Raw genomic sequence first — 14,825 nt, 5'->3', positions numbered from 1 at the left:
AATGGTGACGAGTGTGTTACGTAAATTTTATGCTGTTCAAATACTAATAAGTGACGGTATAACCATGCGTAAAAAGTTGATCCTTACGGCTCTTGCAAGCTCTCTTATTCTTGCTGGGTGTGGGCAAGATGCTCAAAATGCCAAGCAAGCGCCTCTACCTCTCGTAGCTGTACAGGATGTTAGCGTTGTTTCTCACCAGCAAAGTAAGTCGTACATCGGTCGTATTGAAGCCGTTGAAGACACGGCTATCACCGCGCAGGTTTCAGGCTATCTACAAAGCCGTCATTTCAATGAAGGTCAAATGGTCGAAAAGGGTCAATTGCTTTACTCAATCGAGCCATCTTCGTTTGAAGCTGAAGTTGCAAGTGCAAAAGCCTCTGTAGCTCAAGCGAATGCGAACCTTAAAAAAGCTGAACTTGATTTTAACCGTGGTAAAAACCTTCTCCCGAAGGGCAGCATTTCTCAATCGGAATTCGATGCGTTGACGGCAAACTTATTAGGCTCTCAAGCGCAACTTGAAGCTAGCCATGCTCAGTTAAACGCAGCCAATGTTCAGCTTTCTCATACCCAAATAACCGCGCCTTTTTCTGGAAGAATCAGCGACACCAAAGTGAGCACTGGTGATCTGGTTTCGCCGTCTTCAGGTGTATTAACTACGTTGGTTAGCCTAGACCCAATTCATGCGTCGTTCAGTATCAGTGAGCGTGAGCGTATTGAGTTAGGGATGGATCGCATTGAAGGCGACGGCAGCAGCGATTCTGCGGGTGTTGAAGTTCAGATCATACTTGAGAATGGTGAAGCGTTTGAACATCTAGGTCAGCTTGATTTCTTGGGCAACCGTATCAACCTCAATACAGGTACGATCGCGATGCGTGCGATTGCCGATAACCCGAATCAGCAACTGCTTCCTGGTCAACACGTTCGTGTTGATCTGCGTGAGAAACAACCTATTGATGTTGTGACTATTCCGCGCCGTGCAGTTCAAACCGACCTAGAAGGTGACTTTGTAATGGTACTGGTTGAAGGCGAAGCCGAACCCGTTGCTGAGCGTAGAAATATTGAGATGGGGCGACAAGTTGAAGGTGGCGTGATTGTTCAATCTGGATTAGAGAAAGACGACGCGGTGATCACTCAAGGCCTACAGCGTGTACGTAATGGTATGTCCGTTCGTATTCAAGCTTCTGCTGAACAAGCTGAGTAAGGGGGCTATTTATGTTAAGTCGTTTCTTTATTCAAAGGCCTAAGTTTGCCCTTGTCATATCCATAATATTAACGCTGGCGGGTGCGATCTCTCTCGCTATCTTACCAGTGGCCGAATATCCAAAAATTAGCCCACCATCGGTCAGTGTATCGGCATTCTACACGGGTGCCAGTGCTGAAGTGGTGGAACAGGCGATAGCCGACCCCATAGAGACGTCGGTGAATGGCGTAGAAGATATGATCTACATGTCTTCTAAAAGTGCTAACGACGGTTCATACAATCTTAATGTGACGTTTGATGTCGGTACTGATGCTGATATGGCTCAGGTCAACGTTCAGAACCGAGTAGCCCAAATCGAATCGAAGCTTCCACAAGAAGTTAGAATGGTTGGCGTAACGGTTAAGAAACGTTCACCTGACCTTTTGATGGTATTGAACTTCTACTCTCCAAACGGTGAGTATGATGACCAGTTCCTGATCAACTACGTAAACTTAAACATTAAAGACCAACTGGCACGTGTGTCGGGTATTAGTGAAGTAAACGTGTTGGGCGGCGGTGAGTACTCGATGCGTGTTTGGTTAGACCCTGAGAAAATGGCTAACCTGAACTTAACAACATCCGATGTGTATGGCGCATTGGCTGAACAAAATGTTCAAGTCGCTGCCGGTCGTATTGGTGCCGCACCATACGCCAATCCACAAGAAGTACAGTTCAACTTGGTGACAAAAGGCCGCTTAGAAACGGCTGATGAGTTTGAAAATGTTGTGCTTCGCGCAAATCAAGATGGTTCAACCGTTTACTTAAAAGACATTGCACGCGTTGAGTTAGGTAAAAAATTCTACGATGGCAATGGTAAATACCGAGGACAAGACGCTTCAATCGTAACGCTGTCACTTCAGTCAGACGCAAACGCGTTGGAAAGTGGCAAAGCGGTCATGGCGATGCTCGACAATCTAAGCACTAACTTCCCTGAAGGTGTGGCTTACGAAGCGAGTTATGACACCACAGTCTTTGTTGCAGAGTCGATTAAGGGCGTAGTGAAAACGCTGATCGAAGCTATCTTGCTGGTTATCGCGGTTACTTATCTGTTCTTGGGCAGTGCGCGTGCAACCTTGATTCCTGTGGTTGCGATTCCGGTGTCGTTGATTGGTACCTTTGCCGTCATGCAGATGACAGGATTTACCATCAACACGGTAACCCTGTTTGGTTTGATATTGGCGATTGGTATCGTGGTAGATGATGCGATCTTGGTTATCGAAAACGTCGATACGACGATGGCCAAAGACCCAACGATTTCACCGCGTAAAGCAACGCTTATCGCGATGAAAGAAGTAACGGGTCCTATCGTTACATCAACACTGGTACTTCTTGCCGTGTTTATCCCTGTGGCGATGTTGCCGGGTATTACTGGCATCATGTATCGTCAGTTTGCTCTGACTATTTGTATCGCTGTTGTTATCTCTTCTATTAATGCTCTAACGCTGTCACCAGCATTGTGTTCACTGGTTCTTAAGCAGGGCGGTGGCAACACAGCTCGTTGGTACCAAGCGTTCAACCGTGGCTTAGAGTCTGTTACTAACAAATACGGCCAAATCGCGGGCTTCCTTGTGAAAAAAGGTGTTCTGCTGTTTACCTTCTTTGTTGTGGCACTAGCAGCGGTTACTTACTTCGCGAAGACGACATCAACGGCGTTTGTACCTCAAGAAGATAAAGGTATTTTGTTGGTTAACGTCCAGCTTCCTGACGCGGCATCACTGTCTCGTACAGAAGATGTGACTGAGCAGTTGCTAGAGATGGTTGAGCAAGAGCCGGGTGTTGATGGTGTGACACTGGTAAACGGCTACGCATTCATGACAGGCGCTTCTGCTTCGAATGGCGCGTCGCTATTTATCAAACTGCATGATTGGGATATGCGTAACGCACTGGATGGTCAACATTCCGCACAAGCTATCTCACAACGTATTAATGGTCGAGCGGCCACTGAACTGCCTCAAGCTATCGTGTTTGCAATGGGACCTCCAGCAGTTCCGGGTATGGGTGCTGCTTCTGGTTTCGAATTTGTTCTAGAAGATACATTAGGTCGTAGTCGTACTGATCTGGCGATGGTAATGAATGACGTGATTGCTGAGGCGAACAAACAGCCTGAGATTTCACATACGTTCAGTACTTTCCGTGCCAACGTTCCTCACTACTATGTCGATATCGACCGTGAGAAAGCACAACAGTTAGGTATTCCGTTGTCGGAAATATTCCAAACTCTGCAAGGTAATCTTGGTTCACTGTACGTGAACGATTTCACCATGTTTGGTAAGAACTTCCGCGTGACCATGCAAGCTGATAGTGAACATCGTAGCAGCATGGATGATCTCCAACGATTCCACGTGCGCTCGTCTAATGGCGAGATGATCCCGCTCAGTACATTAGTGACTTACGACCAGATCTTTGAACCAGATGTCGCATGGCGTTACAACATGTACCGCAGTGCCGTGATTCAAGGCCAACCAGCGCCGGGTTACTCAAGTGGTGATGCGATTGCTGCAATGGAACGTGTGGCCGCTGAAGTCTTACCTCAGGGTTATCAGTACGAATGGACAGGCATGGCCTACCAAGAAGTCTTGGCAGGCAACCAAGCGATCTTTGCTTTTGCACTGGCTCTGATCTTCATCTACCTGTTTATGGTGGCTCAATACGAGAGTTGGACAATACCGATAGCGATTATCTTAGTGGTACCGGTTGCAACCTTAGGGTCCTTCTTAGCGTTGAATCTAACAGGCACACCGTTGAACCTCTATGCGCAAATTGGTTTGGTTCTCTTGATAGCCTTGGCCGCGAAGAACGCAATCTTGATTGTAGAGTTCGCAAAAGTGGAGCGTGAAGAGAAAGACGCATCAATTGAAGATGCGGCAGTGAAGGGCGGTACGCTGCGTTTCCGTGCTGTGAACATGACCTCTTGGTCGTTCATCTTAGGTATCTTCCCGCTTATCTTCGCAGCGGGCGCAGGTCACGTGAGCCAGAACTCGTTGGGTATTTCACTGATCGGCGGTCTGCTATGTGTGTTGTTAGCGGGTACGTTCCTAATCCCAGGCTTCTATGCATTCGTGCAACGTAAGCGTGAGAAGGCACACGGTGGCACGACTAAGTTGATTCCACTTGATGACGAATAGGAGACTTAACTCCGGTAAGATTAAGGCCTTGCAAGGCTAATCCCTTGCAGGATTAAATCCTTGTAAAAACTAAGGCTTAGCATTACGCTAAGCCTTTTTTATTCCGCTTGTGAATAAAAACGCTATTTATATAATCAAATGTTCGTTTTGTGATGGAGCTAACACTCTAATTTAGGTTTTGTAATAAAATGATGTTTTATTATTAAGTGTCTGTTTAATATGGAAATAACAGTGTTCAGCTAACGAGTGTATGCTCGAAAACATTTGCACAATAGTGTGAAGTGTTTCAAAATTACCTAGTTATATTGAAATTTTTTGTGCATTGAGGTTCTTATGAAAGTCATTGATTTATTTAAACACCGAGGCGATAGCGTGTCTTCGCAACACTCAGAGTTTATGCAATGGATGTCTCCAGCTCTTAGAGATTACTGGGGTGACTTTCTGAATCGTACGCAAAATAGCCATTTCTTTGCTTGGGTTCGTGATCACCACAAACCTGCTGTAAATGAAGATGCACCAGAGATGCCAATAGAACAGCCGCTCGTATTAACGCGAGAAGCACAGCTTGTGTTTGATGAGCTTAATCAGCAGATCGGTGAAGTTATTCATACTGGCGACTGGATCAATGTTAGTCAAGACCGTATCAACCAGTTCGGCCTTGTTACTGAAGATATGCAATGGATCCATACTGAACCTTCTAAGGCTGAAACAGATTCTCCGTTCAAAACAACCATCGCACATGGTTTTTTGACTTTGTCTCTGCTTCCTAGGCTGACTGACAGTGTTGATCCTGATAAGTCTCAATTCCCAACAGCGAAGATGGTTGTAAACATTGGTCTTAACCAAGTTCGTTTCCCATATCCTGTAAAATCGGGCAGTAACGTTCGTGCTAAAAGTACGCTAACAAAAGTAACGCCAATTAAGAAAGGCCTAGAGATTGAACGCGAAATTCGCGTAGAAATCGAAGGTATTCGTCGTCCTGGCGCTGTGATTGTTTCGGTAATCCAACTTCACTTCTAGAGCTTTTTTGTAAGTGGAACTGCTTTAAGCGAAGATTATAGATTCAAAAAAAGAGAGAGCTTAAGGCTCTCTCTTTTTGTTTGTGCCATATCAAATCGACATCTCTAGCGTTGGTAACAACATCACGAAAAGCATTTTGCTAACTTAATGTGTATGTCGCTATTTAGTACGTGTGTAATTACTTAATGCGTGTTTTGCTAATTAATACGCGGTTAGTTAGTTTAGACGCAGTAAGCTACTTAATACGTGTGTAGCCGTACTCTTCGATAAGATCTTGCCCTTGCTTTGACTTCACGAACTTGATGAAATCTTTGCTCTCGTCAGAAACTGATTCAGTTTTGTGTAGCAACAAGAATGGGCGAGCCAATTCATAGCTGTGGTTAGCAATGTTCTTAGATGTTGGCTCTACGCCTTCAAATGTAATTGCCTTAATCGAACGGTCGATCGAACCTACAGAGATAAATCCAATCGCGTGTGGGTTATGGTTAACAATCGTTTTAACCATGCTGTTGCTGTTTACAACCAAGTTATTTGGGTTGATGTCAGAAACCAGACGGTCATTAATGATTTTCGTTAAACCAAGCAAGCTTTCGAAGCTATAGCGTGAACCAGAAGACGCTTCACGAGTTACAACTGCGATAGGCTGATCCGCACCACCCACGGCTTTCCAGTTCGTAATTTTGCCTTTGTAGATATCGAATAGCTGCTCACGTGTAACGTTGCTTACAGCGTTTGAGCGGTTAGTTACGACAGCTAGGCCGTCAAAGGCAATTGGAAACACCTTCAATTTTTCGTCCTGTTCGCGGTCGGTTAAATAACGCGAGCTCATACCGATATCAGAGACACCTTTGTTAACCATGGTAATACCCGCTGTAGAACCGATGCCCTGAACCGCAATATAGTTATCAGGGTGAGTCTTGTTGTACTCCTCAGCTAATACATCCATCACTCGTGATACTGAAGTGGAGCCCGAAATAGTGGTTTCTTGTGCTAAAGCAGCTTGAGAAGACAGGGCTAAGGATAAAAGAGAGGCAAGCGCGACTCGTAACATAAACAACTCCTAGTTAATAACATTTGTTGGCTATGATAGGTCGGTTATATGACACTTTTGTGAAATTCTATACGGATACGTTATAGCAGTTAATCTGGTGAGTGAAAGACAGTGTGGCTGCCAAAATGGCACTGGTTAATGAAATTTAGACGGCTTTACCCTTTTAGAATGTGTTTACTGAAGAAGGATTCGTTTCTGGGAGCAGGGCGGGTATTTTGTTTGCACTTGTTCGCTAAAATGATCGTTGAGTCCTAAGCTAAGTAGAGGAATTCACTACTTAGAAGTTTCTATGAAGTTACAAGGGGTGTTATGTCCGTTATTCATATAGAACTGAATCGTCTTTTAATTGGAGCTGAGAGGCTCTGTACTTCACGAAATCGTAGTTTACCTGTAGAGCTAGGCAAATCCCTTTATGAAGAGTGTGAGGGTGGTGTGCTGTTTTCTCAGGCGCATTATCTACTCGACTCATCTCATAGTGATTATACCAACGAGATCGCCTGCGTTACCTTTGATGAGTCGTTATCTTGCTGGGTGGTGATGGTGCCACTTGAAGATAATGCGGAAACCGACTCTGTCAATTGGGGACCTTACCCTTACCTTCCTCAATCCAAGGATCTTGATGCTATTTTGGCTGAAATAGAAAAAGACCCTAAATCTTACTTCTGGTCGTGACCATTTTACTTAGGCGTTCGCTGGTGGTTTGATACCAAAATCGAACGACCTTCGTAAATTCCCACCAACACATTTCAGATTTATACTTTTACCTGCACCTGCCCTCGTACTTTCTAAGACGGTTCAACCAATAAGACAATACAGCCAATAAGATTATGTAACTAATAAGACTGTGCAACCAAAGAGCGGAAGTCTTTTGGAGTCTTGCCATGATAGGTTTTAAAGGCTGTACTGAAGTGTGCCGCGCTTTTAAATCCAGATTCATAAGCGATTTGAGTAATAGATTTATTCGATGTTCTGAGCTGTGTCGCTGCGTGGGCGATTCGCTTTATCTTTAATAGATTTGAAAAGGAAAGGTCTTCAGCCGATAAACGGCGTTTAAGTGTGGCTGGTGACATCCCCATATAGCTGGCTAGGGTATCGAGTGAGATATTATTCTCAATGTTCTGTTCAATATAATGAATGACCTTTTGCGTCACGGTTAACCTTGACGCTCGGGCAATAATAACTAACAGAGCAGGGTGCTGCTCCACCATTAGAGAAAGCAAACCTAAACCTAATTGAGTGAGTGCGTAGTCATTCTGAGTCGATGAATGAACGAGCGACATGATGAGTTCTTTCAATTGGCAGATTTCGGTATCAGTTTGATTAAACTTAATGTATTTATCTGGGACTCGAGTGGGTTCTAGGTCGCTAAACTGATTAATGAATTTCTGAAAAATAGCTAAATCAAAATCTACACAGGTTGCGCTGAATTCACCATTCTCAGTGTCAACGGTGATGTCTTTAATCTGACCAGAATTGTAAAGAGTAAAATCTCCGGCTTGCAATGAGGCTTCAGTCCCATCAGGTAGCACGAAAGAAATACTGCCTTTAGAAACGATGAAAATACCGTTTTTAGAGGCGGGGTAACGTTCCCGTTTCCTGGGAATGAAATTTCTGAATTGAGTAACTGTGATTGATGACATAGTGCGCTTCTTTGACGTTGTAAACTGATTGCTTATTGATTATTTTTTTTAAGTATTGTTTAAGCATGAGACATTTACAAAAAAGGCGCTAATAATTAGCGCCTTTAGAAGTGAACCTTTGAAGCTTTTGACCTTGCAAGCTTTGACCTTGAAAGCCGTAACCTTGAAAGCCGTAACCGTTAAAGTTCTTAAGCTTCGGTTTCGTTTGTCGTTTCAGGCTCGCTAGGCAAGTCCGCAAATACTTGAGTAGGTTTTGCTACTAAGTTACGGTTTTCCTGATTAACTTCGAAGAGAACTACTTCTAAAACGTCTCCCAGTTTGTATACCATTTCTTTATCGATAGATACAGTACCCATATCACCGTTGCACTCTATTCTCTCTTTATTATCAATAATGAGAGAGCCAGGGATAAATGCAGCTGCACCATTCTCAAGTAGACGCACACGCATACCAGCACGGTTAATGTCGAAGATCTCTGCTTGGAAGCGAGTCTCTTCTACAGGAGCGTTTGCTAGAGTACGAGCGTACAACCAATCGCCAACATTGCGCTCAGCCATACCGTGGTGACGGCGGTGCAGGGCAAGTTCATCACCAATAGTTTCGTCTGGTGTTTGAATTGGCGCTTTACCTAAGATGTGTGCTTTAAGCATACGGTGGTTAATCATGTCACCGTATTTACGAATTGGAGACGTCCACGTCGCATAAATGTCTAATCCCATCGCGTAGTGCGGCGCAGGTTCATTGCTGATCTCGCTGTACGCTTGGAATTTACGAATACGGTTGTCGTAGTAGCTGTTGTCAAGAGAGCCTAACCAACGACGCAGAGTAGCAAAACCTTCCAGAGAAACGATCTGCTCTTCTGTAAACGGTGTTTCTGCTTCTGGGTTAACCAGTTCTAGAACGTCTGCTACTTTCTCTGCTTTAAATCCAGAGTGACAGTTAAAGACACCTTGGTTAAAGCTTTCTTTTAGTACTCGGCCTGCACAGATGTTCGCGCTGATCATAGACTCTTCAACCAACTTGTTTGCAGTGCGACGCATGTCTGCGTGGATAGCGACAACATCGTTGTTTTCGCTTAGTTCAAAGCGGTAGTCAGGGCGATCTGGGAACACTACAGCGTTTGTTGAGCGCCATGCTGAACGTGCTTGTGCAAATTGGTGAAGGTCAGAAACAATCGCAGCGATCTCTTCTGATGGTTGCCATTTTTCTGATGCACCGGTTTCTAGCCAGTCTGATACGTGGTCGTAAGCAAGACGAGCGTGAGATTTGATGTTCGCAGCGAAGAAGTTAATGTCATCACCGATAACACCCTCTTTAGATACTGTCACTGTGCAGCAAAGTGCAGGGCGAACTTCGTTCTCGATTAGCGAACATAAGTTGTCAGCCAGATCACGAGGCAACATAGGAATGTTACGACCAGGCAGGTAAATAGTGAAACCGCGCTCGCGTGCCACTTTATCCATCGCATCATCTGGAGAGATGTAAGCGGTAGGATCTGCAATCGCGATAGTCAGTTCAAAATCACCGTTCTCTTTCTTCTTCGCGTAAAGCGCATCATCCATATCTTTTGTGCTTTCACCATCAATGGTCACAAAAGGGACGTGTGTCATGTCGATACGTTCAAGATCAGCGTCGTCTTTGATCTGCCAGTCGTCAATGCCTTCAGGTTCTCTGTTTGGTAGGTCGTTTTGTGCCAGCGTTACCCACCAAGGTGCGATCTTGTCGTCAGAATCTGTGATTTTTTCAGAGATTTGAGCCAAGAATCCGTTGTCACCTTTTAACGGGTGTTGAATGATATGAGCAACAACCCAGTCGCCTTCTTTTAGCGTTTCAGGGTTTAGACCCTTCTTTGCTTTCGCTTTAAGTTGCAGCTTTTTCAGTTGCGGGTGATCAGGAACTACGTTCAAACGACCTTTAAACAACTTCACTCGAGCAATAAAACGAGTAAGACCCTGTTCAATCAATTCCTCAGGCTCTGCTACTTCGCGATCTTTCTCGGTGCGAATGATGGCAATTACCTTGTCACCGTGTACACATTTCTTCATGTATGGAGGTGGAATGAAGAAGCTGGTCTTGCTATCGACTTCGAGAAAACCAAACCCTTTTTCAGTGGCTTTGATTGTACCTTCCTTTTTAGGGAGGGTTTCTTGGATTTGCTGTTTGAGTTGAGCGAGTAGAGGATTATCTTGAAACATTTTGACTTTTATCTATCGAGGACAATTGAGCACACTATAATCATTGCGAGGCTTGATTACTACTTAAAGGCGAAGTGAGCGTTAATTAATTGCCCTCTTATTTAACTAGGTCAATTTGCTAGAAGATGGGTGCTGTGACGAGATATTCATCAAGTTTTGACGATATGATAACCAGTATTGATGTAAAAGCGAAAAATATGTGATGTATTTCAATTTTTTCTGGATTTTTTTATGCATTTAGGGAATAATCCGCCTCCCTTAGACGTCCCTAATGGCTTGAAGTGTTTTATTACTGCTTCGTAACTCTGAATGGAATCAGTATCTGATTGGATCAGTATTGGAATTGATAGAGCTCCCGGGACCTTTTGTTTACTTATATATAGTGGGATCCCAATGTCCGAATCTGTAATTCAATTTAATGAATTAGCCCTTAACGATAACATTCTTTCAGCTCTTGATAGCATGGGTTTCGTTTCTCCGACTCCAATCCAAGCAGCAGCTATTCCTCTTCTTCTTGAAGGCCGTGACGCACTAGGTAAAGCACAGACTGGTACTGGTAAAACAGCAGCATTCTCTCTGCCTTTACTTAACAAAATCAACCTGAACCAACACAAACCACAAGCAATCATCATGGCTCCTACTCGTGAGCTAGCGATTCAAGTTGCTGCGGAAATCAAAAACTTAGGTCGTGACATCAACGGTCTTAAAGTTCTTGAAATCTACGGTGGTGCTTCAATTGTTGACCAAATGCGTGCTCTAAGCCGCGGTGCTCACATTGTTGTTGGTACTCCAGGTCGTGTTAAAGACTTACTAACTCGTGACCGTCTACACCTAGATGAAGCACATACATTTGTTCTTGATGAAGCAGATGAAATGCTAAAAATGGGTTTCGTAGATGACGTTACTTGGATCCTTGAGCAAGCTCCAGAATCTGCACAACGTGTACTTTTCTCTGCAACTATGCCTCCAATGGTTAAGACTATTGTTGACCGTTACCTACGTAACCCTGCACGAGTTGACGTTGCTGGTACTAACCACACAGTTGACAAAGTAGCGCAGAATTACTGGGTTGTTAAAGGCGTAGAGAAAGACGAAGCAATGTCTCGTCTTCTTGAAACTGAAGAAACTGACGCGTCAATCGTATTCGTACGTACTCGTCAAGACACTGAGCGTCTAGCTGATTGGCTATCTGCACGTGGCTTCAAAGCTGCTGCATTGCACGGTGATATTCCTCAGTCTCTACGTGAGCGCACTGTCGATCACATCAAACAAGGTGTTATCGATATCCTAGTTGCAACTGACGTTGTAGCACGTGGTCTTGATGTTCCACGTATCACTCACGTATTTAACTACGACATCCCATTCGATGTTGAATCTTACATCCACCGTATTGGTCGTACAGGCCGTGCTGGACGTAAAGGTAAAGCGATCCTACTAGTTCGTACTAACCAAATCCGTATGCTTCGCACAATCGAGCGTGTAACTAAGTCTCAAATGGAAGAAATCCAACTTCCACAACGTGACGAAGTTGCTGCTGCACGTGTTGCTAAGCTTGGTGCTGAGCTTGAAACTGAGAAAGAGAGCAAAGCTCTAGAAAACTTCGCAGGTTTAATCTCTACACTACAAGAATCTCTAGAAGTTGATGCTGCTACTCTAGCTGCAATGCTTCTTAAGCGTCAGCAAGGTAAGAGCCCACTATTCTACGTTGGCGAAGACCCAATGATCGCTGCTATCGAGCGCGATAAGAACCGTCGTAAAGATCGTCGTGAAGATCGTGACAATGGCCGTGACGGTGGTGGTCGTAACTTCAATACGCAAGATTGGGATACTTACCAACTACAAGTTGGCCGTGAGCAAGGTGTTCAGGTTAAAGATATCGTTGGCGCACTAGCAAACGAACTTGGCCTAACTAAAGGTTCTATCGGTGCTATCAAGCTAGACCAAGGTTCTACTTACGTTCAGCTTCCAAAAGCAATGAACTCTGAAACTACTGGTAAGTTAAGCAAACTTCGCATTCGTCAAAAAGAAGCTGGCGCTGTAGTTGTTGATTTCAACGATTTCCGTGAGCCTCGTCGTGGCGGCGGCGGTCGTGATGGCAACCGTGGCGGTCGTGATGGCGGTCGTGGCGGTCGTGATGGCGGCGGCTATCGTGGTAACCGTGAAGGCGGTAATCGCGAAGGTGGTAACCGTGAAGGTGGCAATGGCGGTCGTGGTGGCTACCGTGGCAACCGTGATGGTAGCCCAGCTGGCGGTCGTGATGGTAACTCTGCTGGTGGTCGTGATGGCGAACGTCGCTTTGACCGTAACCGTGGTGGTGATCACCGTGGTAACCACCGTGGCGAACGTGGCCATGGCAGCGCAGCAGCAGGCAATGGCGGCAACCGCGGTCGTCGTCCAGAGCGCAGCGAAGGTTAATCAGCCTTTAGTTTAAGCTGAAGCTTACAAGCCAAGTGCTTATAGACGAATAGCTTAAACAGTGAATTTAAAAGCCGAGCATTATGCTCGGCTTTTTTGTGCCTGCTATTTTATTCTTCACGCCTGTAGCACGTTCTAAGCCCTGGCTAAGATAGTGCCTCGCATCATAAGGCTGCCACAGTGACATGTGCGTAAAGCGCCGTTTAGCGTGTCTAATCTGGAGGTATGGGAGTCGAGCGATGTCTAGCAAAAGAAATGCACAGCAATAATGAAAAATGAAAATGGAATTTGAAGTAAGAGCTGCTCAACCTTTCGAACCAAATAAGTGATCTATTTATAGTGCTGAGGCGAAGTTAAACGCCTTAAAGTCTATTAGCGGGTATTGGCAACCAACAGCTCTATATTTAAGTGTCGTGCTGTATTTTTTAAGTCGCAGCGTAGAACGCTAGCTTGTTTTTTGGCTTTATGGGCTCAATTTATGAATTGGTCTCTTGGATCAGATTTCAATCCGAGATGACTTTGCTCTCAATGTGGTTTGTATGAATCTATCAGTTTCATAAGTGCATTTACTTTATCTAATTCAACTATTTTTTAATTTTCGTTCTCGAAAGAAATGAATTGATGACTAAGATCAACTTATTTGTGTTCATTTGGTGGTTTTTGCAAAACAAAAGTTGAAAGATTCAAAAATTATTGAATAATAGACTTAACTAAAATTGAAGCGAAAACTTCACTAAATTCGTACTGAAACAGGATCCATATCCAATGTCTAATTCGTTTGTTCTGGTTATTAACTCGGGTAGTTCTTCCCTTAAATTTGCTGTCATCGATTCTGTTTCTGGTGACGCAGTATTAAGTGGCTTAGGGGAGTGTTTTGGTCTTGAAGATGCTCGCATGAGCTGGAAGCATCAAGGTCAGAAAACAGAAATTGCTATTCAAGGCGAGGGTAACCACCACAAAATTGCCATTGGCAAATTGGTTGGCCTGATGGAAGACTTGGGCTTCACAGCTGATATCGTGGCGATCGGTCACCGTATCGTTCACGGTGGTGAGAAGTTCACTCAAACCGTTCGTATTACTGAAGAAGTAACGAGTGAGATTGAAAGCCTATCTGACTTAGCTCCACTTCATAACCCAGCAGGTGCTATCGGTATCCGTGCTGCGATTGAAGCTTTCCCTTCTCTACCTCAGTTCGCTGTGTTTGATACTGCTTTCCACCAAACAATGCCACAACGTGCATTTACAGGTGCCATCGCAAAAGAGCTATACACAGACTTTGGCGTTCGTCGTTACGGTTTCCACGGTACGAGCCACTACTTCGTTAGCCGTGAAGCTGCGAAAATGGTCAACAAGCCAGTAGAAGAATCGAGCTTCATCTCTGTTCACCTAGGTAACGGCGCATCTGTATGTGCTATCAAAGACGGTAACAGTGTTGATACTTCAATGGGCTTTACACCGCTTTCTGGCCTTATGATGGGCACACGTTGTGGTGACTTAGACCCAGGTATTATCGAATACCTACTTAAGAAAGGTTGGTCACAAGAGCAAGTATTTAACTCTCTAAACAAGGAGTCTGGCTTCCTTGGCGTGTCTGGTCTTACGAGCGATGCTCGTGGCATCTTAGAAGCAATGGAAGAGGGCCATGAAGGCGCTAAGCTTGCGTTTGAGGTGTTTACTTACCGCGTAGCTAAATACGTCGCTTCTTACCTTGCAACGCTAGACTCTTTAGACGGCATCATCTTCACTGGCGGTATCGGTGAGAACTCTCTACCAATTCGTCGTGAAATCCTAAACAACCTTAAGATTCTTGGTTTTGTTGAAGATGTAGCAGGCAATGAAGCCGCTCGTTTTGGCGCAGAAGGTATCATCGCTAAATCAGAAATGCTTGGCGCAGTAGCAATGGTTATTCCAACCAACGAAGAATTCGTTATTGCTCAACAGTCGGTAGAACTTCTGTAATCTGAACTGAAGTCTAAGCAAGAAAAAGACAATCAAAAGCGAGCCTAAGTGGCTAATGCCGATCAGTTAAAGCCAAAGCGATCGGTTGAAGGATCCTTCAGAGCTGTCAAAATCCAAGTGTATTTAATGCACTTGGATTTTTTTATGGATGTTTCTCAAGCTCTAAACATAATTAATGAT

Annotated in this window: 9 protein-coding genes; 6 read left to right on the top strand and 3 right to left on the bottom strand. The window is 44.5% G+C overall.

Annotated elements, in window-relative coordinates; all coding sequences use genetic code 11:
- Nucleotides 1-64 precede the first annotated feature (64 nt).
- From L3V36_RS19990 to L3V36_RS19980, 3 genes are all read left to right on the top strand, one after another.
- Nucleotides 65-1,201 carry an efflux RND transporter periplasmic adaptor subunit gene (locus L3V36_RS19990; protein WP_004731747.1) on the top strand — a complete coding sequence of 379 codons (1,137 nt, stop codon included), beginning with the start codon at nt 65-67 and terminating at the stop codon, nt 1,199-1,201.
- 11 nt (nt 1,202-1,212) lie between these two features.
- Nucleotides 1,213-4,365, top strand: coding sequence for an efflux RND transporter permease subunit (locus L3V36_RS19985; RefSeq protein WP_004731746.1), 3,153 nt, complete (start codon nt 1,213-1,215; stop codon nt 4,363-4,365).
- A gap of 333 nt (nt 4,366-4,698) precedes the next feature.
- On the top strand, nt 4,699-5,385 hold the full coding sequence (locus L3V36_RS19980) for a MaoC family dehydratase (protein ID WP_004731744.1): 687 nt from the start codon (nt 4,699-4,701) through the stop codon (nt 5,383-5,385).
- Between the two features lie 235 nt (nt 5,386-5,620).
- On the opposite strand, the gene L3V36_RS19975 is transcribed toward L3V36_RS19980, so the two are convergent.
- Complete coding sequence (locus tag L3V36_RS19975) at nt 5,621-6,436, bottom strand: phosphate ABC transporter substrate-binding protein (protein WP_017087313.1); 816 nt, start codon at nt 6,434-6,436, stop codon at nt 5,621-5,623.
- Between the two features lie 309 nt (nt 6,437-6,745).
- Here L3V36_RS19975 and L3V36_RS19970 point away from each other — a divergent pair, with 309 nt between their 5' ends.
- Nucleotides 6,746-7,108 carry a DUF3024 domain-containing protein gene (locus L3V36_RS19970; RefSeq protein WP_017077443.1) on the top strand — a complete coding sequence of 121 codons (363 nt, stop codon included), beginning with the start codon at nt 6,746-6,748 and terminating at the stop codon, nt 7,106-7,108.
- Between the two features lie 161 nt (nt 7,109-7,269).
- Here the strand turns inward: L3V36_RS19970 and L3V36_RS19965 are convergent, their stop codons facing one another.
- Together L3V36_RS19965 and rnb are read right to left on the bottom strand one after the other, a co-directional pair.
- Nucleotides 7,270-8,076, bottom strand: a complete 807-nt coding sequence (locus L3V36_RS19965; RefSeq protein ID WP_004731740.1) for an AraC family transcriptional regulator — start codon at nt 8,074-8,076, stop codon at nt 7,270-7,272.
- A gap of 188 nt (nt 8,077-8,264) precedes the next feature.
- Nucleotides 8,265-10,271: an exoribonuclease II gene (rnb, locus tag L3V36_RS19960; protein WP_208775354.1), complete on the bottom strand. Its 2,007-nt coding sequence runs from the start codon at nt 10,269-10,271 to the stop codon at nt 8,265-8,267.
- Between the two features lie 309 nt (nt 10,272-10,580).
- On the opposite strand from rnb, the gene L3V36_RS19955 reads away from it, so the two are divergent.
- On the top strand, nt 10,581-12,686 hold the full coding sequence (locus L3V36_RS19955) for a DEAD/DEAH box helicase (RefSeq protein ID WP_017077446.1): 2,106 nt from the start codon (nt 10,581-10,583) through the stop codon (nt 12,684-12,686).
- A gap of 765 nt (nt 12,687-13,451) precedes the next feature.
- Nucleotides 13,452-14,645, top strand: coding sequence for an acetate/propionate family kinase (locus tag L3V36_RS19950; RefSeq protein WP_017077447.1), 1,194 nt, complete (start codon nt 13,452-13,454; stop codon nt 14,643-14,645).
- Nucleotides 14,646-14,825: the final 180 nt, after the last annotated feature.

It is taken from the genome of Vibrio sp. G-C-1, from assembly GCF_021728015.1.
GTDB lineage: Bacteria > Pseudomonadota > Gammaproteobacteria > Enterobacterales > Vibrionaceae > Vibrio > Vibrio splendidus.
This window is presented reverse-complemented; position numbering and strand designations above follow the sequence as displayed.

What these genes read in the sequence shown, in the direction of transcription:
- L3V36_RS19990 (WP_004731747.1), top strand. Translation starts at nt 65, where the DNA reads ATGCGTAAAAAGTTGATCCTTACGGCTCTTGCAAGCTCTCTTATTCTT.
- L3V36_RS19965 (WP_004731740.1), bottom strand. Translation starts at nt 8,076, where the DNA reads ATGTCATCAATCACAGTTACTCAATTCAGAAATTTCATTCCCAGGAAA.
- L3V36_RS19980 (WP_004731744.1), top strand. Translation starts at nt 4,699, where the DNA reads ATGAAAGTCATTGATTTATTTAAACACCGAGGCGATAGCGTGTCTTCG.
- rnb (WP_208775354.1), bottom strand. Translation starts at nt 10,271, where the DNA reads ATGTTTCAAGATAATCCTCTACTCGCTCAACTCAAACAGCAAATCCAA.
- L3V36_RS19985 (WP_004731746.1), top strand. Translation starts at nt 1,213, where the DNA reads ATGTTAAGTCGTTTCTTTATTCAAAGGCCTAAGTTTGCCCTTGTCATA.
- L3V36_RS19955 (WP_017077446.1), top strand. Translation starts at nt 10,581, where the DNA reads ATGGAATCAGTATCTGATTGGATCAGTATTGGAATTGATAGAGCTCCC.
- L3V36_RS19975 (WP_017087313.1), bottom strand. Translation starts at nt 6,436, where the DNA reads ATGTTACGAGTCGCGCTTGCCTCTCTTTTATCCTTAGCCCTGTCTTCT.
- L3V36_RS19970 (WP_017077443.1), top strand. Translation starts at nt 6,746, where the DNA reads ATGTCCGTTATTCATATAGAACTGAATCGTCTTTTAATTGGAGCTGAG.
- L3V36_RS19950 (WP_017077447.1), top strand. Translation starts at nt 13,452, where the DNA reads ATGTCTAATTCGTTTGTTCTGGTTATTAACTCGGGTAGTTCTTCCCTT.